Origin of the sequence: Curtobacterium sp. Leaf154, from assembly GCF_001424595.1 — a bacterium.
In the GTDB taxonomy this organism is placed as follows: domain Bacteria; phylum Actinomycetota; class Actinomycetes; order Actinomycetales; family Microbacteriaceae; genus Curtobacterium; species Curtobacterium poinsettiae.
The window spans coordinates 247376-266413 of record NZ_LMOS01000005.1 but is presented as its reverse complement, the minus strand read 5'-3'; the positions used below and the strand labels follow the sequence as shown (position 1 = coordinate 266413).

19 protein-coding genes and 2 tRNA genes are annotated in these 19038 nt (G+C 70.9%); 9 read left to right on the top strand and 12 right to left on the bottom strand.

Going from position 1 to position 19038, the window contains the following annotated elements:
• Positions 1-62 precede the first annotated feature (62 nt).
• Positions 63-1484 (top strand): LLM class flavin-dependent oxidoreductase, encoded by a 1422-nt coding sequence (locus ASF75_RS11445; protein WP_056071475.1) that lies wholly within the window; start codon positions 63-65, stop codon positions 1482-1484.
• The gene (locus tag ASF75_RS11440; protein ID WP_056071472.1) at positions 1481-2746 is read left to right on the top strand and encodes an acyl-CoA dehydrogenase family protein; all 1266 of its coding nucleotides are present in this window, start codon (positions 1481-1483) and stop codon (positions 2744-2746) included. The genes ASF75_RS11445 and ASF75_RS11440 overlap by 4 nt, the downstream gene beginning before the upstream one ends.
• 52 nt (positions 2747-2798) lie before the next feature.
• On the opposite strand, the gene ASF75_RS11435 is transcribed toward ASF75_RS11440, so the two are convergent.
• From ASF75_RS11435 to ASF75_RS11410, 6 genes are all read right to left on the bottom strand, one after another.
• The gene (locus ASF75_RS11435) at positions 2799-3143 is read right to left on the bottom strand and encodes a metallopeptidase family protein (protein ID WP_017886056.1); all 345 of its coding nucleotides are present in this window, start codon (positions 3141-3143) and stop codon (positions 2799-2801) included.
• On the bottom strand, positions 3143-5317 hold the full coding sequence (locus ASF75_RS17890) for an acyltransferase family protein (RefSeq protein WP_162243020.1): 2175 nt from the start codon (positions 5315-5317) through the stop codon (positions 3143-3145). Before ASF75_RS17890 ends, ASF75_RS11435 begins: the two co-directional genes overlap by 1 nt.
• A gap of 108 nt (positions 5318-5425) precedes the next feature.
• Positions 5426-5501 (bottom strand) — tRNA-His (locus ASF75_RS11425).
• Positions 5502-5576: 75 nt separating this feature from the next.
• Positions 5577-6215 carry an oligoribonuclease gene (gene orn, locus ASF75_RS11420; RefSeq protein ID WP_056071664.1) on the bottom strand — a complete coding sequence of 213 codons (639 nt, stop codon included), beginning with the start codon at positions 6213-6215 and terminating at the stop codon, positions 5577-5579.
• A 748-nt stretch (positions 6216-6963) separates the two neighbouring features.
• Complete coding sequence (locus ASF75_RS11415) at positions 6964-8205, bottom strand: MFS transporter (RefSeq protein WP_056071466.1); 1242 nt, start codon at positions 8203-8205, stop codon at positions 6964-6966.
• On the bottom strand, positions 8202-8651 hold the full coding sequence (locus ASF75_RS11410) for a MarR family winged helix-turn-helix transcriptional regulator (protein WP_056071463.1): 450 nt from the start codon (positions 8649-8651) through the stop codon (positions 8202-8204). Before ASF75_RS11410 ends, ASF75_RS11415 begins: the two co-directional genes overlap by 4 nt.
• Positions 8652-8817: 166 nt before the next feature.
• Here ASF75_RS11410 and ASF75_RS11405 point away from each other — a divergent pair, with 166 nt between their 5' ends.
• Complete coding sequence (locus tag ASF75_RS11405; RefSeq protein WP_042538564.1) at positions 8818-9108, top strand: hypothetical protein; 291 nt, start codon at positions 8818-8820, stop codon at positions 9106-9108.
• 29 nt (positions 9109-9137) lie between these two features.
• A complete protein-coding gene (locus ASF75_RS11400; RefSeq protein WP_017886050.1) occupies positions 9138-9398 on the top strand; it encodes a thioredoxin family protein in 261 nt (86 codons plus the stop codon).
• On the opposite strand, the gene ASF75_RS11395 is transcribed toward ASF75_RS11400, so the two are convergent.
• The 3 genes from ASF75_RS11395 to ASF75_RS11385 form a co-directional block, all read right to left on the bottom strand.
• Positions 9342-10880, bottom strand: a complete 1539-nt coding sequence (locus tag ASF75_RS11395) for a DUF6716 putative glycosyltransferase (protein ID WP_056071459.1) — start codon at positions 10878-10880, stop codon at positions 9342-9344. The genes ASF75_RS11400 and ASF75_RS11395 overlap by 57 nt on opposite strands.
• Positions 10881-11033: 153 nt before the next feature.
• Complete coding sequence (locus tag ASF75_RS11390) at positions 11034-11906, bottom strand: N-acetylneuraminate synthase family protein (RefSeq protein WP_017886049.1); 873 nt, start codon at positions 11904-11906, stop codon at positions 11034-11036.
• On the bottom strand, positions 11903-12694 hold the full coding sequence (locus ASF75_RS11385; RefSeq protein WP_056071456.1) for a cytidylyltransferase domain-containing protein: 792 nt from the start codon (positions 12692-12694) through the stop codon (positions 11903-11905). Before ASF75_RS11385 ends, ASF75_RS11390 begins: the two co-directional genes overlap by 4 nt.
• A 110-nt stretch (positions 12695-12804) precedes the next feature.
• On the opposite strand from ASF75_RS11385, the gene ASF75_RS11380 reads away from it, so the two are divergent.
• Positions 12805-12877: transfer RNA gene (locus tag ASF75_RS11380), tRNA-Arg, on the top strand.
• A 73-nt stretch (positions 12878-12950) separates the two neighbouring features.
• Here ASF75_RS11380 and ASF75_RS11375 read toward each other — a convergent pair.
• Both ASF75_RS11375 and ASF75_RS11370 read right to left on the bottom strand, forming a co-directional pair.
• Positions 12951-14255 carry a hypothetical protein gene (locus ASF75_RS11375; RefSeq protein WP_056071453.1) on the bottom strand — a complete coding sequence of 435 codons (1305 nt, stop codon included), beginning with the start codon at positions 14253-14255 and terminating at the stop codon, positions 12951-12953.
• Between the two features lie 89 nt (positions 14256-14344).
• Positions 14345-14611 (bottom strand): hypothetical protein, encoded by a 267-nt coding sequence (locus ASF75_RS11370; protein WP_017886047.1) that lies wholly within the window; start codon positions 14609-14611, stop codon positions 14345-14347.
• 150 nt (positions 14612-14761) lie between these two features.
• Here ASF75_RS11370 and msrA point away from each other — a divergent pair, with 150 nt between their 5' ends.
• The 3 genes from msrA to ASF75_RS11355 all read left to right on the top strand — a co-directional run bounded on the left by msrA (position 14762) and on the right by ASF75_RS11355 (position 16342).
• Complete coding sequence (gene msrA / locus ASF75_RS11365) at positions 14762-15289, top strand: peptide-methionine (S)-S-oxide reductase MsrA (protein ID WP_056071450.1); 528 nt, start codon at positions 14762-14764, stop codon at positions 15287-15289.
• Between the two features lie 37 nt (positions 15290-15326).
• Positions 15327-15530, top strand: a complete 204-nt coding sequence (locus ASF75_RS11360) for a hypothetical protein (protein WP_017886045.1) — start codon at positions 15327-15329, stop codon at positions 15528-15530.
• Positions 15531-15649: 119 nt separating this feature from the next.
• Complete coding sequence (locus ASF75_RS11355) at positions 15650-16342, top strand: single-stranded DNA-binding protein (RefSeq protein WP_052481732.1); 693 nt, start codon at positions 15650-15652, stop codon at positions 16340-16342.
• A 73-nt stretch (positions 16343-16415) separates the two neighbouring features.
• On the opposite strand, the gene ASF75_RS11350 is transcribed toward ASF75_RS11355, so the two are convergent.
• A complete protein-coding gene (locus ASF75_RS11350) occupies positions 16416-17150 on the bottom strand; it encodes a hypothetical protein (RefSeq protein WP_017886043.1) in 735 nt (244 codons plus the stop codon).
• Between the two features lie 189 nt (positions 17151-17339).
• Between ASF75_RS11350 and ettA the strand changes: the two genes are divergently transcribed.
• Positions 17340-19025 (top strand): energy-dependent translational throttle protein EttA, encoded by a 1686-nt coding sequence (ettA, locus tag ASF75_RS11345; protein ID WP_017886042.1) that lies wholly within the window; start codon positions 17340-17342, stop codon positions 19023-19025.
• The last annotated feature ends 13 nt before the right edge of the window (positions 19026-19038 follow it).

Sequence of the window (19038 nt, the reverse complement as noted above, 5' to 3'; positions counted from 1 at the left end):
CACGCGTAACGTGAGGTCACGTCGCTGTCGGCGGGCGGTGCCCGCCGACCACGATGGGTCGCATGAGCGATGCACCGAACCGCCCGCTGCGCTTCGCGGCCTTCGTCATGAACACGACGTCGCACATCCAGCACGGCCTGTGGCGGCACCCCGACGCTCGGCAGGCCGACTTCGACGACGTGACGCTCTGGACCGACCTGGCGAGGACCCTCGAGCGCGGCAAGTTCGACGCGATGTTCTTCGCCGACGTCGTCGGCACCTACGGCCCCGGTCGCGGCGACTACTCGACCAACCTGCGCGAGGGGCTGCAGATCCCCTCGAACGACCCCTCGGTGCTGCTCTCCGCGCTCGCCGTGTCGACCGAGCACCTCGGGTTGGCGTTCACCTCGAGCGTCATCCAGGCGCACCCGTTCGACTTCGCCCGCAAGGTCTCCACGCTCGACCACATCACCCGGGGCCGGACCGGCTGGAACGTCGTCACGAGCGCCCTCGACAGCGCCGCCCGGAACTTCGGCGCCGACCGGCTCGAGGAGCACGACGAGCGCTACGTCTGGGCCGAGGAGTACCTCGAGGTCTGCGCAAAGCTCTGGGAGGGATCCTGGGACGACGGCGCCGTGCTGAAGGACCCCGTCCGCGGCTACGCCGACCCCGACAGGGTGCACCGCATCGACCACCACGGCAAGCGCTACGACGTGCAGGGCCCGCACCTGTCGGCACCGTCACCGCAGCGGACCCCGGTGCTGTTCCAGGCGGGGTCCTCGCCCGCCGGCCGAGCCTTCGCGGCCCGGAACGCCGAGGCCCAGTTCATCCTGACCTCGAACCGTGACGCCACCGAACAGCTCATCCGGGAGACCCGCGACCTGGCCGCGGCCGCCGGCCGGCGGCGCGACGACATCGCGTTCTTCCTCGGCCTGACCTTCGTCACCGGCTCGACCGAGGCCGAGGCGAAGGCCAAGGAAGCGGAGATCGACGAGTACCTGGCCGCCGACGGGTTCCTGGTGCACTCGAACCTCGGCTTCGACGCGGACACCGGCGAGCCCCTCGACCCCGACACCCCGCTGTCCGAGGTCCGCACCCACGCCGGGCAGTCGCACCTGCAGTGGCTCCGCGAGGCCGCCGGGGACCGCGAGCCGACCATCGCCGACCTGGCCCGCCTGTCCGCCAAGCTCCGCGCCCGGGTCGTCGGTACGCCGGAGCAGATCGCCGACGAGCTCGCCGACTGGCAGCGGGTGGGCGTCGACGGCGTGAACGTCATCAACTGGACGCTGCCCGGCTCCTACGAGGAGTTCGTCGACCACATCGCACCGACCCTGCAGGAGCGCGGGTTGATGCAGTCCGAGTACCGCGAGGGCACCCTGCGCGAGAAGCTCTTCGACCACGCGCAGCTACCGGACTCGCACCCGGCCCGGCAGTGGCGCGGGGCGTTCTCCGGTGGCGCGAGCGGCGTCGCGGACGCAGCCCGTGCGGTGGAGGTGCCCGCATGACGGACGCGACGACGACCGACGGGCGCACGCCGGGCCTCCCGGCCGACCGTCTGTCGACCCTGCGCGACCGCTTCGCTCCCGTGTTCGCGATGATCCGCGACGGCGCGGTCGAGCGTGAGCTGGCGTCCGGGAAGCCGGGCGACCGGCCGCTGCCGCACGCCGAGGTCCGGGCGCTCGCCGACGCGGGGTTCGGGCGGTTGCGCGTGCCGGAGGACCGCGGTGGCTTCGGCGTGACGCTGGTGGAACTCGCGCACCTGGTGGCGGACCTGGCGGCGGCGGACTCGAACATCGCGCACCTGTGGCGGGGACACTTCGGGTACACCGAACTGGTGCTGTTGCGGCCGCACTCCGCGTCGCGCGACGAGTGGCTCCAGCGCATCGTCGGCGGCGCGATCATCGGGAACGCGACCTCGGAGCGGACCGGGACGACGCTGGCCGACATCTCGACCACGGTGACGCCGGCTGGTGATCTCCTCCGCCTCGAAGGGCGGAAGTTCTACTCGACCGGCACGCTCTACGCGGACTGGATATACCTGGCGGCGGACCGCGACGGGGAGCGCGTGACGTTCGCCGTGGACGCCTCCGCGCCGGGCGTGAAGAGCATCGACGACTGGGACGGGTTCGGGCAGCGGCTGACAGCGTCCGGCACGACCGTGTTCGACGGGGTGTCGGTCGACCCGTCGGTGGTGTCGGCGTACCGGGACGCTCCGCTGTCGCACATCCAGGCCTTCTACCAGCTGTACCTGCTGGCGGTCCTCGCCGGGATCGGGCAGGCGGTGTCCGACGACGCCGTGGCCTTCGTGCGACCACGGACCCGCACGTACATCCACGCCAACGCGGCCGTGCCGGGCCAGGACCCGCAGGTGCTCGCGGTGCTCGGGCGACTGTCGGCCGGCGCGTTCACCGCCCGGTCGCTCGTCGCCGCCGCCGCCGGGCTGCTCGACGGGGTCGTCGCGACGAACGAACCCGGGGCCGGTGTCGACCGCGTGCTGCTCGACGCGGCCGAGAACGCCGTGTACCAGGCGCAGGTCGAGATCGGGCCGCGGGTGCTGCGGTCGGCGTCCGAGCTGTTCGAGGTCGGCGGGGCGTCGGCGGCCGACCGGACGCGTGCGCTCGACCGGCACTGGCGGAACGCGCGGGTGGTGGCGTCGCACAACCCGGCGGCCTACAAGGAGCGGATGGTGGGGGAGTACGCGTTGCACGGGCGGGGGCCGGTGGGGGCGTGGGAGAAGTACCACGAGGTGGGGCCGACGCGGTTCTGAGGCGCGGGTGCGGGTGCGGTGCGGGTGCGGTGCGCGGGCGCGTCGCTGGCCGCTACGCCCAGCCGAGCTCGTGCAGCCGCTCGTCGTCGATGCCGTAGAAGTGCCCGATCTCGTGCACGAGGGTGGTGTGCACCTCGTCCTTGAGCTCCTCGACGGTGTCGCACTCGGCCAGGTGCTGCTTCCGGAACACCACGATGCGGTCGGGCAGCTCGCCGAAGCCGTACTGCCCGCGCTCGGTGGCTGCGATGCCGTCGTAGACACCGAAGAGCTCTTCGCCGTTCTCCGGTTCGTCCTCGACGACGAACACCACGTTGTCGAGCCCGTCGACCATCTCGTCGGGGAGCAGGTCGAGTTCGTCGGTCACGAGTTGCTCGAAGGCCTCGGCGGACATCTCCATCACGGGGTCGATGGTCGCACACCCGGCAGGATGTCCTCCTTCCGGAGCAGGTCGAGCAGCGCCGGCGCCGATGCCTGTGAAGCCTCCGGTGTGACGTGGACCGGATCGAAGCGGGTGAGGACGTTCCCGATGAGCAGCGGGCAGGTACCGAACGAGCACCAGAGGGGGGTCGTGTCGAGCACCGTGGTCTCGTCGACGTCGTCGAGCAGGGTGGTCAGGGAACGCATCTGGGCGCGGGCTGTCGCATCGCCTTCTCGGCAGTCCTGTGGCCCCCGGGTGCCGGCGACACAGCCGGTCGGCGCGTACCCCGGCGGGGTGGCGGGTACGACGACGACGCGGCCGACGTGCGGTCGGGCGGCCTCGATGATCCCCTTGACGCCGGATTCGTAGGACTCTCGCGTGATCCCTTCGAGGCTCGGGTCTTCCTTGTCCCAGAACCGGTTCGTCACGACCAGGACGTCCGGGGTCGTCCGTTCGAGCTCGGCGAGCACCTCCGCGTTGTGGGCGGCGCAGGTGTCGACGTCCGAGGTGAGCGCCGTCGTGGAGAAGGGGCAGCCGATCTGTGCGCCGTTCCGGACCTGCACATCGGCGTCGGGGTCTTCTGCGAGCGCTCTCCACCCCGGCGCCGAGAACGCACCGGTGGAGTCGCCAGTGAGCATCACGGACGTCCCCGAAGCGGCGCCCCACGTGCACGAGTCCGCGCGCCAATCGGCACCGATCACCGAGCACCCGAGGGTGGGCGCCCAACTCGAGGTCTTCGTCAGGGAGTCTGCGTAGTCAGGGGCGCTGATCGCCTCGGCACTCGGCGTCAGGTCGTCCGGCCACGATCGCGCGCCCAGCCCTGCTGCGATGGCGTCGGCGCGGGCTTGCAGCGCGGGGAACGAGTCGTCGGCGGCGAGGTCGGTGTCGTCCCCGGCGGCGGGCGCGGCAGCGGGAACCGGTGGGAGCGGGCGGAGCCGCTCGGCGGTTCCCGAGACGGTGACGAGGGTGAGCACGGTCAGCGCGGCCAGCGCGCCGACCTGCAGCCGCAGACGGTGTTCCTGGAGCGTGGCGCGGAGGCCGCGGTGCCGGAAGGCGGTCTCCACCGTTGCGTAGCTCGCGATCGACGTCAGCAGTGCGAGGACGACCGCGATGCCGACGGGAAGCGAAGTGAAGAGGGGCAGCAGGACGATGAACGGCCAGTGCCAGAGGTAGAGCGAGTAGCTCACCGTCCCGAGTCCGACGAGGGGACGCCAGCGCAGCGGTGCCGCTGCCCAGGCCGTGCGGGTGGGTGCGGGTCCAGAGCTGGAGCGGGAGCTGGCGCCGGTTCCGGCTTCGGTTCCGGTTCCGGTTCCGGCTCCGGCTCCGGCGACCAGGATGAGCGCGGTGCCGAGCGTCGGGACGAGTGCGAGCGGTGCCGGCATGTCGAAGGTCTCCCGCCCGAGCAGGACGGACGCGGCGATCGCGCCGAGTCCGATGACGACCATGCACTCCGCGACCCACGGGCGGACCGACCGGGCACGGTGCACAGCGATCGCGGCGAGGACACCCACGCCGAGCTCCCATGCACGCGTCGCCGTCGAGAAGTACGCGGAGGCAGGGTCGACCGCAGCAGCGACGAAGGCCCAAGCGAGAGAGCACACCGTGAGGCCGCCGATCACGACGGTTGCACGTGCCGAGCGCCCGACGGTTCGATCGTCTCGGCGTGCGCGACGCCCGAGCAGGAGCAGCAGGAGGACCGGGAGCACCAGGTAGAACTGTTCCTCGACCGCGAGGGACCAGAAGTGCTGGAACGGTGAGGCGGCTGCCGTCGCCGCGAAGTAGTCGGTGCCCGCTGCTGCCAACCGCCAGTTCTGCACGGCGAGCACGGAGGCGACGGCATCGGCGGCGACCGAAGCGAACCTGCTCGTCGGCAGGAGGACCCAGGCCGCAGCCGTGGTCACGAGGATCACGAGGAGGGATGCCGGCGCGAGCCTGCGCACGCGGCGGGCGGCGAAGGCCCGGAGGCGGATCCGTCCGGTCCGCCCGTGTTCACGCAGCAGCCCTGCGGTGATGACGAACCCGGAGATCACGAAGAAGACGTCGACGCCGAGGAACCCACCGCTCGGCCAACGGAACGCATGGTCGAGGACGACCACGGCGACGGCGATCCCACGGAGGCCCTGGATGTCTGGTCGAAAGGATCGGGTCTGCACTGATCTACAATATACAGAAGTACATATTTTACACAAGACCAGAACATGTTCGCGAAACGACGAAGGCCCCGGTCCAACGGACCGGGGCCTTTGTCTGTTCTTCAGTACTGGGGTGAATAACGGGTCTCGAACCCGCGACCTCCTAGACCACAACCAGGCGCTCTACCAACTGAGCTATATCCACCATGTTCGAACCGGCGGACCGGCGCGACCACTCAATAGTAGTACATGCGGGACGGGGTGCGGACCACCCGTGTCGCTACTCGGCCGTGGGCTGCGCCAGCCGCGACTCCCACTTCGCCACGATGTCGGCCTGCACGGCGCGCACGTCGTCGGTGGTCGGGCCGGGCTCGGCGACGAAGCCGGCGCGGCGGTAGTACTCGAGCTCGCGGATCGACTCGAGGATGTCCGCGAGGGCACGGTGCCCACCGTGCTTCTCCGGCGCGTTGAAGTACACGCGCGGGAACCAGCGGCGGCAGAGTTCCTTGATGCTGGACACGTCGACGCTGCGGTAGTGCAGGTGTCCGTCGACGCGCGGCATGTACTTCGACAGGAACGCCCGGTCGGTGCCGATCGTGTTGCCGGCCAGGGGCGCGGAGCCCTCGGCGGGGACGTGCTCGAGGATGTACTCGAGCACCTGGTACTCGGCGTCCGCCAGGCTCACGCCGTTCGGGATCTCCTCGATGAGGCCCGAGGTGACGTGCATGTTCGTCACGAACTCGTTCATGTTGTCGAGCGCCGACTGGTCCGGCTTGATGACGATGTCGAACCCGGGGTGCACGGGCTCGAGGTCGAAGTCGGTGATGACCACGGCCACCTCGACGAGTTCGTCGACCTCGAGGTCGAGGCCGGTCATCTCGCAGTCGATCCAGACGAGGCGGTCATTCGCGGTTGCCATGGGGGGGGGGGGGGGGGGGGGGGGGGGGGGGGGGGGCGGCCGTGCGTGCCCGTGCCCGTGCCCGTGCCCGCGTCGGCGTCGGCCCGTCGGCCCGTTCCGTGGGTCCGATCCGCGAGCGGGCGAAATGCCCGGGTCGCCCTCCGAACGCACCCGGGTATTTCGCCCGCTCGTCCGGGACACGAAGCGCAGGCGGTACACGCGACCGGCTGGAGGGCCCTCACGACCCCGGCAGGCCGCCCCGCGCCTCCAGTCAGCTCGTTCCACCCCGCCTGCCGCGGCGCTCCCGCTCGGACTTGCGTCCCCACCACGAGCGGGCGAAATGCCGGGCCCGCTGGGCGGACGCACCCGGATGTTCCGCCCGCTCGGCCGTGAGGTGAGCCGACAGCACTGCCGGCGACCGCCTGGAGGCCCGTGGCGACCCCGGCGGGCTGCGTCGCGCCTCCAGGCGGTTCGTTCCACCCCGCCTGCCGCGGCGTTCCCGCCGGCCGCTCGAGTCCTCCCCGAGCGGGCGGAATGCCCGGGTCGCCCTGCGGACGAACCCGGGCATTTCACCCGCTCGGGGGAAGGAGAAGGAGGAACGGGTACGCGGGTGCACGGGCGAGCGGGCGCGCAGATGCACGAACGGGCGAAATGCCGGAGTGCCCACGGGGGACACTCGGGCATTTCGCCCGTTCGCGGGAGAAGCGGGGCAGGCGGGAGAATCGGGGCGAGCGGGGAGCGTCCGCGTGGCGGTGGACCCGCCCCGCCCCTAGACCATCTCGCCGGCGGTGATTGCCTCGGCCTCGACGCGCTCGGGCTCGGCACCGTCGTCGACGCGGCGCAGGACCTTGGTGGTGCAGAGGATCACGACGAAGGCGACCGCGACGGACGCACCCGCGAAGACGTACGCCGCCGAGGGGGAGTACTCGTCGGCGAGCAGGGTCGCGACGGGCGGGGCGATGGCGCCGCCGATGAAGCGGACGGCGGAGTAGGCGCTCGAGGCGACCGAGCGGGGGAGGTCGGTGGCCTCCATGACGCACTCGGTCAACACGGTGTTCAGGACACCGAGCACGAGGCCGCCGATGACGACGCAGATGATCAGGCCCACCTGCGACCGGACGACGAGCGCGGCGGCGAACAGGTCGAGTGCGAGCAGGGGCAGCGCGATCTTCAGCACGGTCGTCCTGCGGAGCCGGGCGGTGAGCATCGGGGCGACCCACACCGACGTGATGGCGAGGCCGACACCCCAGCCGAAGAACGTGAACCCGATGCCGAGCGCGCCGAAGCCGAGCGGGAACGGCGTGTACGCCAGCAGGACGAAGAAGCCGATGTTGTAGAACAGCGCGGTCGCGGCGAGTGCGGCGAGCGCGGGACGACCGAGAGCGCGGAACGGTGCGGAGAGCTTGGTGGGTGTGGGCTTCTCGAGACTGCCGGTCTTGAGCAGGGCGACGATGGCGATGAACGCGACGGCCATCAAGGTGGTCACGCCGAAGAACGGGCCGCGCCAGCTCACCGAGCCGAGCAGACCGCCGACGAGAGGGCCGACGGCGATGCCGAGGCCGAGCGCTGCCTCGTACAGGATGATCGCCGAGGCGGTGCCGCCCGACGCTGCCCCGACGATGGTCGCGAGCGCGGTGGAGATGAAGAGCGCGTTGCCGAGGCCCCACCCGGCGCGGAAGTCGATGATGCTCCACACGCTGTTCGACGTCGCGGCGAGGACCGAGAAGACCACGATCAGGGCGAGTCCGATGAGCAGGGTGCGCTTCGCGCCGATGCGGCTCGAGACCCAGCTCGTGAAGAACATCGCGACACCGGTGACGGCGAGGTAGCTCGTGAAGAGCAGCTCGGTCTGCGCCGGGGTCGCCTTCAGGGACGCGGCGATCGCGGGGAGGATCGGGTCGACGAGGCCGATGCCCATGAACGCGACGACGCAGGCGAAGGCGATCGCCCAGACCGCGGACGACTGCTTGAGGATGGAGCCGGACCGGCCGGCGGGTGCGTGGGCGTTCACGCGGGGATCTCCGTTCCGTTGGGGGTTGTCCGGGTGCGCTGGGCGATCAGGTCCGCCGCATGGTGCAGGACGTCCCAGTCGTCGTCGGTCAGGTCGGCGAACAACGGGCCGACCGTGCTGGTGAGGGTGGAACGCCAGGCCGCGAGCCGGTCGCGCCCGGCACCGGTGAGTTCGATGAGCTGCCCGCGGGAGTCGCCGGGGTCGACGCTGCGGCTGACCAGACCGTCGGCGAGCATGCCGGCGACGAGCCGGGTCATCGTGGGCTGCGCCACGCGCGACGCGGTGGCCAGCTCGCCGAGCCGCAGGGGCTCGTCGGTCTCGAGGATGCCGAGTGTGCGCCAGACGGCGGTGGAGGACGTGTTGCCCGTCGACTGGACGGCGCGGCGGATCAGGCGGTTGACGGAGACGAGGAGGGTCTCGATCGTCTGCTCGCGCGGTGTTTCCATAGCGGAACTATATAGTGATGCTATGCATTCCGCAACGGCGGCGACCGGAGCGCAACGGGCGAGGACCGCCGCGCAACGGGCGAGGACCACCGCGCAACCGGCGAGGCCCGCCGCGCAAGCACGGGCTGAACAGACTGCCCCAGCCGCCGCCTGGTAGAAGGGACGCATGAGCGACATCACCATCCACGAAGGCGACGAGTACACCGCGATCTTCCACGGCGGCCCCTTCGACGGCACGACCGACACCCGCACCGCCACGAGCGACGCGCTGGACAACGAGGTCACGGTGTTCGCCGACGTCGAGGGCCTGCAGACGGCCTTCACCTACCGCGCCACCAAGTCCCGCCAGGTGCTCGACCAGATCTCGGTCGAGTTCACCTACGAGCCGAGCGAGTCCGACCCCGTGGACGACCTGCAGGACCGCGGCGACCGCAGCGGTGAGTTCGACCGGGAGTAGAACCCCCACCCGCCGCGTTGCAAGACCACATGCAGCTCGATCTCTGGACGTCCGCCTTCTGTGCGCCGTGCGCCGCCGCCCGCAGGGTGTCGGCCGAGGCCTCGGCGCTCGTCCCCGGGCTCACCGTGACCGAACACGACGTGGCGGCGCACCCCGACGACGCGGAAGACCTCGGTGTCCGGTCCACGCCCACGATCATCGTGCGGCAGGACGACGGCACCGAGGTCTTCCGTTCACCCGGCGTCCCGACCCGGGACCAGCTCCTGCTCGCGGTGGCCAAGGCGCTCTGACCGAGCCGCTGCCGCGGCCGTCCCAGCGACGGCCCCCGACGCGGGCGCAGCGACGCGCCCTCCTGCGCGCTGCGACGTCGGCGCCGACACCACGACGGGCTCCGGCGGATCGATCAGTGCCCGTATGCGCCGCGCCAGGCGCTTCGCGCTCCGGATCGGCGCCCCGATGCCCAGAGCGACCAGCCCGAGCGGGCTTCGATCGGCCCCACCGAGGGCGTTCTTCCGCTCCCACGCACGTCGCAGCGCCCCACCACGGCTCCGCCGAGCCGGTGCCCGGTCCACCAGCGTCCCGGCGTCCCGTCGGGCCATCAGGTCCACCAGTCGGCGCTGCCAGTCGTCCTCGGCGGCCGGGTGGAAGTAGTTGTCCCGCATCCACTCCGGCCGGACGACCCCGAACCGGCCGTCGACCAGGTCGACGGCGTCCCCCTCGAGGCCACTCCCCACGAACACCTCGTTGATCAGGTGCCGCCCGATCCCGAAGTCGGTGAGCGTGAGTGCGGGGACACCCCGGGCCGCAGCCTCGAGGACGGCCGTCGAACTGATCGTCACGAGTGCCACCGCGCGGTCGAGGTGGTCGGCCATCGGGCCGCTCTCCACCACCAGGTTGGCCGGGGCGTCCGCCGGCACCAGGTCCGGGTACGGGTGCTCCTCGCGGTGCGTCTGGTGCTCGCCGGCCGCGGCGCGGGTCTTGATGACGACGCGCCACTCCGGGTGCGCGCGGGCCGTGTCGACGAGCCAGCGCACGACGAGGGCTCGGTCGGCCCGCTCGAGCGGCACACTCGGCTGCGCCGCGAAGACGACGGAGTCGCGGACGGGCGCGCCCGTCGCGCCGGTACCGCCGGTCGCGCCGGCACCCCGGGCGAACGGCAGTGTGGCGAGTGCGAAGTGCGGCTCGACCCCGCCCTCGCGCGCCAGTTCCTCGTACGCGCGCACCTCGCGGTGGCTGTGCAGCACGAACAGGTCGGCCCGGGCGCGGAAGAAGATGCCCTTCCACTTCGCGGGGAACGAGATCCCCGGCAGCCCGGACACCAGCACCGGCCGGTCCGGGATCCGCCGGTGCACCTCGTCGATCACGAGTTCGGCCACGGGCCCGATCAAGGACACCAGGACGGCGTCCGGCGGGTCCTGTCGGAGCTCCTCGACGGCGGCGTCGACGTCCTTCGGTGCGGGCGGTTCGCGGTGCAGGTGGGCGAGTCGTCGGTCCAACCTGCGGAACGCCGAGCGCAGCTGCTTCGGACTGGCCGACCGCGGGGTCGCCACGGTGCGCAGCTCCAGGTCCCAGTCGGCGGGCGCGGTCGCCAGCAGGTGGGCGCCCCACTTCGCGAAGGAGTCTGTGTCGACCAGGCCGACCACGCGTCGGACGCGTGGTGGCGCGTCGGACGGGAGGCGCGCCTCCCGTCCGCCGGTCGACCCACCGCCGTCAGCCGGCACGTCCAGGGCGCGGGTCCCGTCGACCGGGCCGGTCACGTGCGCGGTGCTCACGTGCGCTCCGCTCACGCGCCGACGCGACGCAGCTTCGCGAGCGGTGCCTGCTCGCCGGCGCCCGGATGGGGACTGCATGCGCTCACGCGCCGACGCGACGCAGCTTCGCGAGCGGTGCCTGCTCGCCGGCGCCCGGATGGCGACTGCATGCGCTCACGCGCCGACACGACGCAGCTTCGCGAGCGGTGCCTGCTCGCCGGGGAAGATGCGCTTGACGCCGTCGCCGAGGGCGGTCTCGATGATGCGGATGTCACGGGCGAGCGTCTTCAGACCGTGCGGCTCGAGGGACGCGGCGTGGTCGGAGCCCCACATCGTGCGGTCCAGCGTGATGTGCCGTTCGACGGCCGTGGCACCGAGGGCGACCGCGGCGATGGAGATCTGCAGGCCGGGCTCGTGGCCGGAGTAGCCGACGGGGACGCCCGCGTACCGGTGGGCGAGCGTGTCGATCATGCGGAGGTTCGCCTCCTCGGCCGGCAGCGGGTAGGTCGACGTCGCGTGCATGAGGACGAGGCGGTCGGTGCCGAGGGTCTCGACGGCGGCGTCGATCTGCTCGAGCGTGGACATGCCGGTCGACAGGATGACGGGCTTGCCGGTCGCGGCGACCGCGGCGAGCATCCCGAGGTCCGTCACCGACGCCGACGCGATCTTGTAGGCGACGACGTTGAGGTCCTCGAGGAAGTCCACCGACGGCTCGTCCCACGGCGACGCGAACCAGTCGAGACCGCGGAGGGTCGCGTGGTCACCGATCTCGATGTACTGGTCGCGGTCGAACTCGACGCGGTAGCGGTACTCCAGGTAGGTCATGTCGCCCCACGGGGTGCTGCGCGGGGTGTTCTTCATGTGCTCCGGCGTGGAGATCGCGGGGGTGCGCTTCTGGAACTTGACGGCCTGCAGGCCGGCGTCGGCAGCGACGTCGATGAGCTGCTTCGCGATGTCGACGTCGCCGTTGTGGTTGAGGCCGATCTCGCCGATGAGGTACGCGGGGTGGCCCGCGCCGATCGTGGACGTACCGATGGTGACGGTCATGGTGCTCCGTTCGGTGCGGGGGTGGCCCGCGTCGGGGATGGGTCTCGGGTCGTGGTGGGTGCGGGGGCAGGGGCGCCGACGCGTGCGTGGCCGTGGCCGGGGGCTTCGTTCCGCGCGCCGGCGAGGGCTTCGGCGAGGGCCAGGTCGGCCTCGTCGTCGATGTCGATCGCGCCGGCACCGTCGACGACGGCCAGCTCGACGCGGCCGTGGAACCGGTGCCGGTGCTCGAGGAACCCCGACGTCCGCATCACGTAGAACGCGCCGGTCTCGCGGAACTCCGGCTCACGGTCCTGGCGGCGCGGTCTGGTCGCAGCGTCGTGGTTGACCGCGACCGCGGTGCCGTCCGGCGCGGTCCGCCACAGGAACGCGTGCGACGGTGCGGCCGCGAACACCGCGTCGGCGTGCCCGTCGACCACGCGCGCGACGGCGGCGTCGAGGTCGGCCGGGTCGATGAACGGCGAGGTCGCCTGCAGGAAGACGAGGACCTCGGGCAGTGGCGTGCTGATCGCGTCGAGGACGTGCAGCAGCGCGGACTCGGACGATGCCTCGTCACCGGCGAGCTCGGCCGGACGGCGGACCACGGCGGCACCGGAGGCGACCGCCTCTGCGGCGATCGCGTCGCCGTCGGTCGTGACGACCACCTCGTCGATGCTCGCGGCCAGCCGAGCCGACTCGACCGCACGACCAACCAGCGAACGGCCCCCGACAGTTCGGAGGTTCTTGCCGGGGATCCCCTTCGACCCGGCACGCGCGGGCACGACGGCGAGGACGGAACCGGTGGTGCGCATGCTCCGGACGCTACGAAGCGCGGGTGTCCCGGAGGGGAACGGAGAGCAGACGGCGGCCGACCGTTGGGCAACCGCCGGATCTGGTCACGGCGCTACAATCGACGCTGCTTGCCTCCGTAGCTCAGTGGATAGAGCAGGTGGTTTCTACCCACCGTGCCGCGGGTTCGATTCCTGCCGGGGGCACCGAAGACGAACAGGGCCGCCATCCTGTGCGGATGGCGGCCCTGTTCTCGTCGCTGTGGCGTCGTGGCGGCTGTTACTCGTCGTCGTCCGCGGCGCGGCGCCGGAGTTCGGCGGCGCTGATCGGCTGCGTGTACGGCGCTTCCGATGTCTCGTTCGCGTCGGCCGGTTCGGCGGGGGCCTGGCCCAGACGCGTCGGGACGGACGTGGTGTTCGTCGTTCCGGGGGTCTCGACCCGGGGAGCCGACGCCGGCGGGACGTCGTTCGCCGGTGTGCGGTTGACGTGCGCCTCGGCTGCCGTGGGCGTCGCGACGGCGCGGTCGGCAGAGGACGGGCGGTCGTTCCGCGGTGCGCGGTCGGTGTCGCCGAACGCGCGGGTGGCGCTCGCGCCGCCGAAGGCACGGGTCGCGCTGGCGTCGTCCACGGCCTCGGTGTCGTCCGTGCTGCGAACCGGGGTGGAGCGTGCGGGTGAGGTCGGGGTGCCGAGCGCCGGGCGCACCGGCGGCGCAGCCTCGTCGTCGCCGTAGACACGGGTGGTGTTCTCGCCGAAGGAGCGTGTGGCGTTCGGGTCGGTGCTCCCGCGGTTCTGGTTCGTGCCGGCACCGCGGTTCACCGAGAACGACGGGGTCGTCCCACCGGTGGATCCGGCGGCTGCGGTTCCGGGCGCAGCCGCACCGGCAGTGGGCGAACCAGCAGCGGGTGCGGTGGCTGCCGGGACCGAAGGCGCTGATGCGGGGCGCTGCGCCGGACGCAGCGAGGTCGTCGTCGGGGTGGCGCGCTCGACCGGAGCAACCGGGGCCGGGGCCTGCGCCTGGGTGCGCGGGGCCTCGCCCTGGTCGGCGTTCCAGTCCTGCTGGCGCTTGATCAGGTCGGCGTCGGGGTCCGGAGACTCGAACTTCCAGCGCTCGAGGTCGGCCTTGAAGAGCTTGCGCGCACGGCTCGGACGTGCCTGCCAGTCGAGCAGGCGGTCACGGAACTCGGCGAGGGACTGGTCCGCCTGGAAGCTGAACGTCGACGAGTTCTTCTTGATGTCGGCGATCTCGTGCTGGGCCCAGTTGGCGGCCAGCGGCGCACCCTGCACGGCGAGCAGGCGCAGCCGGATGTCGGCGTCCTCGGCCAGGTGGTCGGAGTAGGCGCGCTCGTCGTGTCCGAGGGATCCCCACGCGGCAGCCTTGCGCGCAGCCGTCAGGATCGCGGCCACGGCCGCGTTCTTCGATTCCCGCTCCTGCAGCGCCACGACCCGCTTGGTCGCGCTGCGCCCGATGAGCGCCGCGATGACACCAGCCACGACGATCGCGACGAAGGGGATCACAGCGCCCGAGAGCACCCGCCACCCCGTGTCGGACGAAGTCCAGTCGGTCAGGTCGTTCCACCAGTCCATGTGCGCACCATACCCACGGGACGATCAGGCGTCGGGGAGGTCGGACGGCGTTCCGCGCATCCCAGCGCAGATGATTCCAATGTGGAACATCATGACCAGCGCAGGGTGTCCACGGCGTCGTCGGCGGACCAGACGCTCGGCAGCTCGACGAACCGGCGCTCGGTCGCGACGTACCGGCGCGCACGGTAGGCGGTGTCGCCGGCGACGTCGATGCGGTCGACGTAGCCGACGATCTCACCGTTGGCCCGGGTCACGCGGCTCAGGTCGTCGCGGACGTCGAGGATGCGGTAGTCGCCCCGGGCGCGGGCCAGCGGGACGGTGCGGATCCGCAGTGCGGGTTCGGTGATGGTCTGCATCGCTGGCCTCCTGGTCGGTGTGGTGCCGACGCTACGGGGGACCACCGACACGCCGAGGGGTGCCGTCCGATCTGGGGAACAGGGTCTCCGCGCACACTGTTGTGGAGGAACGAGTGGGCCGCACGCGTGGCCCGGAGAGAGGGTGTCGTCATGACCACGTTCGTGCTCGCAGGTGGATGTTTCTGGTGTCTCGACGCCGTGTACCGCACGCTCCAGGGTGTGCAGGACGTGGTGTCGGGCTACATCGGCGGACAGGTCGACGACCCGTCCTACGAACTGGTGTGCACCGGGACGACGGGGCACGCCGAGGCGGTCGCGGTGACGTTCGACGAGTCGGTGATCCCAGCCGAGGTGATCCTCGACGTCTTCTTCACGCTGCACGACCCCCGTCAGCTGAACCGGCAGGGCGCCGACGTCGGCACGCAGTACCGCTCGGCGCTGTTCCCGGCCGACGACGCGCAGCGCGAGCTGTTCGAGCGCGCGATCGAGCGGGCGTCGGACATCTGGGACGGCGGGGTCGTCACCACCATCGAGCCGCTCTCGACGTTCTTCACGGCAGAGGAGTACCACCAGGACTTCTTCGCGAAGAACCCCGGGCAGGGTTACTGCCTCGCGGTCGCGCTGCCCAAGGTGAACAAGGTCCGGAAGGCCTACAGTCAGTACATCCTGGCGTCCTGACCCCGGGGCGGCAGGGCCACGAGGAGGTGGTTCGAACATGACGGACAACACGGGAACCTGGGTCGCCATCGGTCCGGCCGGAGCAGTGGGAAGCATCCACCGCGCGGCGGACGGCTTCGAGGTCGAGCTCTACGGGCGCCGACGGGCGGGCGGGCCCTACCCGTCCCTCGAGTCCGCGAAGGGCGCGGTCCACGCCGCGCTCGGACCGTTGGCCGCCCGGCCCGAGTTCCGAGCGCACTGAGCGGGTCCGGACAGGAGGCCCGGGGGACTCGTCCTCCACAGGTCGCCTGATCGGGTCCACACGCCACAGATCCAGCCCGGGGCTGCTGAGGCAGCCCCGGGCTCCGTGACGATCGACCCATGAACGACATCATCACCGTCTGCGGAATCGTCGCCACCGAGCCCCGGCACCTCGTCACCGAGACCGGCATCGCCATCACGAGTCTCCGGCTCGCGTCACCCTCGCGTCGTTGGGACCGGGCCACCTCGGCCTGGGTCAACGGTGCGACCAACTGGTACACCGTCACCGCGTTCCGGTCGCTCGCGTCGAACGTGTTCAAGTCCCTGAAGAAGGGCGACCGGATCGTCGTCGCCGGCCGGGTTCGCATCCGCACGTGGGAACGCGACGGTCGTGGCGGGACCTCGGTCGAGATCGACGCCGACGGCATCGGCCACGACCTGGCGTGGGGGATCAGCAACTGGCTGCGGGTTCCGCGGCAGGTCGGCGACGCCGCATCGGGTCACGGTGGGCTGCGTGGGGTGGACCCCCGCACCGGCGAGGTCCGTGACCCCGCTGTGGGTCACGGCGCCGCGGACGGACCCGACCGCGGGGAGCACACCGCAGAGCCCCACGAACACGCACCGTCGACCGACCCGGGGTCGGACGACGACGCCGATGCGCTGCACGGCGCACCGACCCTCGGGGACGGCACCGAGCCAGCGGGGCCGTCCGAACACGTCCTCGAGCAGGACGCCGCGCCCTGGGACCCTGCGCCGCCCCTCGACGACCACGCCGACCACGCCGACCGCACCGACCACGACGAAGCGGCCTGACCCGGCAGCCGATCGGAGTCGGTGCGCCGGGTCAGGCCGCTTGTTCCGCGTGCGGTTCACCGCCTCGCGTCGGTCACCACTTCTGGGCGATCATCCCGATGCCGGAGACCTGGTCGGTGTCCCAGTTGCCGCCGCGGGGCAGCCCGGTCACACGGCCGTCGATCTTGAAGCTCGCACCCTGCACCCGCGGGCTGTTGGTCTGCGTGGCCTTCAGGCCGTGGAACGAGAAGCCCGTGTTCCACTTGCCGTTCAGCCCGGTGTTCGACTTGCGGTCGCCGACCGTGATGCGGGTGTTCTGCACCGTCGAGTGCACGACGTCACCGTTCAGACGGGCGTTGGCCTCGGCGTTGAAGAACAGCCGTCCGTCCAGGTTGAGCTTCAGGTTGGCGACGGTCTTGTGGTTCACGATCATCGTCGCGACGTCGTTCTTGTACCAGCGCATGCCGATCGGGGTGAGCTTGTTCGTCGCCGGGCCGAGGTAGCCGTACGTGAACTTGCCGTTCTGTACGCGCTCCCAGATGTACCGCGGCTTGCCCTTGCTCACGGTGGAGCCCTTGTCCGACTGGATCCCGAAGGCGTAGGCGTTGTTGTGGGCGTCGTGCACGTTGATGTACGACGAGTAGCCGGTCCCCGAGCCGTTCGCGCTGATGCTCGCGGTGTACAGCAGGTACGGGGCGCCCTTCGGCAGGGCCACGGCGGATGCCGGCGACACCGGTGCGATGAGTCCGACGGTGAGTGCGATCGCTCCGACGAAGGGGAGCGCGAGGCGGCGGAGCCGCGACGGGGTCGTTGTCGTGTGCGTGGTCATGGTCCTCGTCCTGTCCGTGGTCCTGATCCTGGTCCTCGTCGTGGTGGGCGACGGGCCCCAAGTTGCTGGGTGAGGCAAAGCTACGTCGTCCGTGACGCGAACAACAGGCCGGTTCGTACAGGTGCGGGAAGCGGCGATCCGGCGTCGGGCGAGCGCTGCTCCGACGGTGTCACTACACTTGGGGCCGATATGGCTGAGTACATCTACCAGATGGTCCGCGCCCGCAAGGCGGTCGGCGACAAGCTGATCCTCGACGACGTCACGATGTCGTTCCTCCCCGGTGCCAAGATCGGCGTCGTCGGACCGAACGGTGCTGGCAAGTCGACGATCCTGAAGATCATGGCGGGTCTCGACCAGCCGTCCAACGGTGAAGCGAAGCTCACGCCCGGCTTCACGGTCGGCATCCTCATGCAGGAGCCGGAGCTCGACGAGACGAAGACCGTGCTCGAGAACGTGCAGGAAGGCGTGGGCGAGATCCACGGCAAGCTCGCGCGCTTCAACGAGATCTCGGCGCTCATGGCCGAGCCGGACGCCGACTTCGACGCGCTCCTGGCCGAGATGGGCACGCTGCAGGAAGACATCGACGCCGCCGACGCGTGGGACCTCGACTCCCAGCTCGACCAGGCGATGGCCGCGCTGCAGTGCCCCCCGGGGGACGAGCTCGTCACGCACCTGTCCGGTGGTGAGAAGCGCCGCGTCGCGCTCTGCAAGCTCCTGCTCCAGAAGCCCGACCTGCTCCTGCTCGACGAGCCCACCAACCACCTCGACGCCGAGAGCGTGCTCTGGCTCGAGCAGCACCTGCAGCAGTACCACGGTGCCGTCCTCGCCGTGACCCACGACCGGTACTTCCTCGACCACGTCGCCGAGTGGATCGCCGAGGTCGACCGCGGTCGCCTGTACCCGTACGAGGGCAACTACTCGACCTACCTCGAGAAGAAGCGCGCCCGCCTCGAGGTCCAGGGCAAGAAGGACGCCAAGCTCGCGAAGCGCCTGTCCTCGGAACTCGACTGGGTCCGGAGCAACACCAAGGGCCGCCAGGCGAAGTCCAAGGCCCGTCTCGCTCGCTACGAAGAGATGGTCACCGAGGCCGAGCGCACCCGCAAGCTCGACTTCGAGGAGATCGTGATCCCGGTCGGCCCGCGTCTGGGCTCGCAGGTCATCGACGCCGAGCACCTGCGCAAGCAGTTCGGTGAACGCGTCATCATCGGCGACCTGTCGTTCACGCTGCCCCGCAACGGCATCGTCGGCGTCATCGGCCCGAACGGTGTCGGCAAGACCACGCTCTTCAAGACGATCGTCGGCCTCGAACCGCTCGACGGCGGCACGCTGAAGATCGGCGACACGGTCGACATCTCGTACGTCGACCAGAGCCGTGGCGGCATCGACCCGAACAAGAACCTGTGGGAGGTCGTGTCCGACGGACTCGACTACATCCAGGTCGGCAAGACCGAGATCCCGTCCCGCGCCTATGTGTCGCAGTTCGGCTTCAAGGGGCCGGACCAGCAGAAGCGCGCCGGCATCCTGTCCGGTGGTGAGCGCAACCGTCTGAACCTCGCGCTGACGCTCAAGCAGGGCGGCAACCTGCTTCTGCTCGACGAACCGACCAACGACCTGGACGTCGAGACGCTCGGCAGCCTCGAGAACGCCCTGCTCGAGTACCCCGGTTGCGCCGTGGTCATCACGCACGACCGGTGGTTCCTCGACCGCATCGCCACGCACATCCTGGCGTGGGAAGGCCTGAACGAGGACGGCACGCCGAACTGGTACTGGTTCGAAGGCAACTTCGAGGCGTACGAGGAGAACAAGATCGAGCGCCTCGGCGCCGATGCCGCGAAGCCCGGGCGCGCGACGTACCGCAAGCTCACCCGCGACTGACCCGCGTGGCGAG

What these genes read in the sequence shown, in the direction of transcription:
- ASF75_RS11405 (WP_042538564.1), top strand. Translation starts at nt 8,818, where the DNA reads ATGAGCGACATCACCATCCACGAAGGCGACGAGTACACCGCGATCTTC.
- ASF75_RS11360 (WP_017886045.1), top strand. Translation starts at nt 15,327, where the DNA reads ATGACGGACAACACGGGAACCTGGGTCGCCATCGGTCCGGCCGGAGCA.
- ASF75_RS11350 (WP_017886043.1), bottom strand. Translation starts at nt 17,150, where the DNA reads ATGACCACGCACACGACAACGACCCCGTCGCGGCTCCGCCGCCTCGCG.
- ASF75_RS11435 (WP_017886056.1), bottom strand. Translation starts at nt 3,143, where the DNA reads ATGGAGATGTCCGCCGAGGCCTTCGAGCAACTCGTGACCGACGAACTC.
- ASF75_RS11375 (WP_056071453.1), bottom strand. Translation starts at nt 14,255, where the DNA reads ATGGACTGGTGGAACGACCTGACCGACTGGACTTCGTCCGACACGGGG.
- ASF75_RS11370 (WP_017886047.1), bottom strand. Translation starts at nt 14,611, where the DNA reads ATGCAGACCATCACCGAACCCGCACTGCGGATCCGCACCGTCCCGCTG.
- ASF75_RS11445 (WP_056071475.1), top strand. Translation starts at nt 63, where the DNA reads ATGAGCGATGCACCGAACCGCCCGCTGCGCTTCGCGGCCTTCGTCATG.
- msrA (WP_056071450.1), top strand. Translation starts at nt 14,762, where the DNA reads ATGACCACGTTCGTGCTCGCAGGTGGATGTTTCTGGTGTCTCGACGCC.
- ettA (WP_017886042.1), top strand. Translation starts at nt 17,340, where the DNA reads ATGGCTGAGTACATCTACCAGATGGTCCGCGCCCGCAAGGCGGTCGGC.
- ASF75_RS11385 (WP_056071456.1), bottom strand. Translation starts at nt 12,694, where the DNA reads ATGCGCACCACCGGTTCCGTCCTCGCCGTCGTGCCCGCGCGTGCCGGG.
- ASF75_RS11400 (WP_017886050.1), top strand. Translation starts at nt 9,138, where the DNA reads ATGCAGCTCGATCTCTGGACGTCCGCCTTCTGTGCGCCGTGCGCCGCC.
- ASF75_RS11355 (WP_052481732.1), top strand. Translation starts at nt 15,650, where the DNA reads ATGAACGACATCATCACCGTCTGCGGAATCGTCGCCACCGAGCCCCGG.
- ASF75_RS11390 (WP_017886049.1), bottom strand. Translation starts at nt 11,906, where the DNA reads ATGACCGTCACCATCGGTACGTCCACGATCGGCGCGGGCCACCCCGCG.
- ASF75_RS11410 (WP_056071463.1), bottom strand. Translation starts at nt 8,651, where the DNA reads ATGGAAACACCGCGCGAGCAGACGATCGAGACCCTCCTCGTCTCCGTC.
- ASF75_RS11440 (WP_056071472.1), top strand. Translation starts at nt 1,481, where the DNA reads ATGACGGACGCGACGACGACCGACGGGCGCACGCCGGGCCTCCCGGCC.
- orn (WP_056071664.1), bottom strand. Translation starts at nt 6,215, where the DNA reads ATGGCAACCGCGAATGACCGCCTCGTCTGGATCGACTGCGAGATGACC.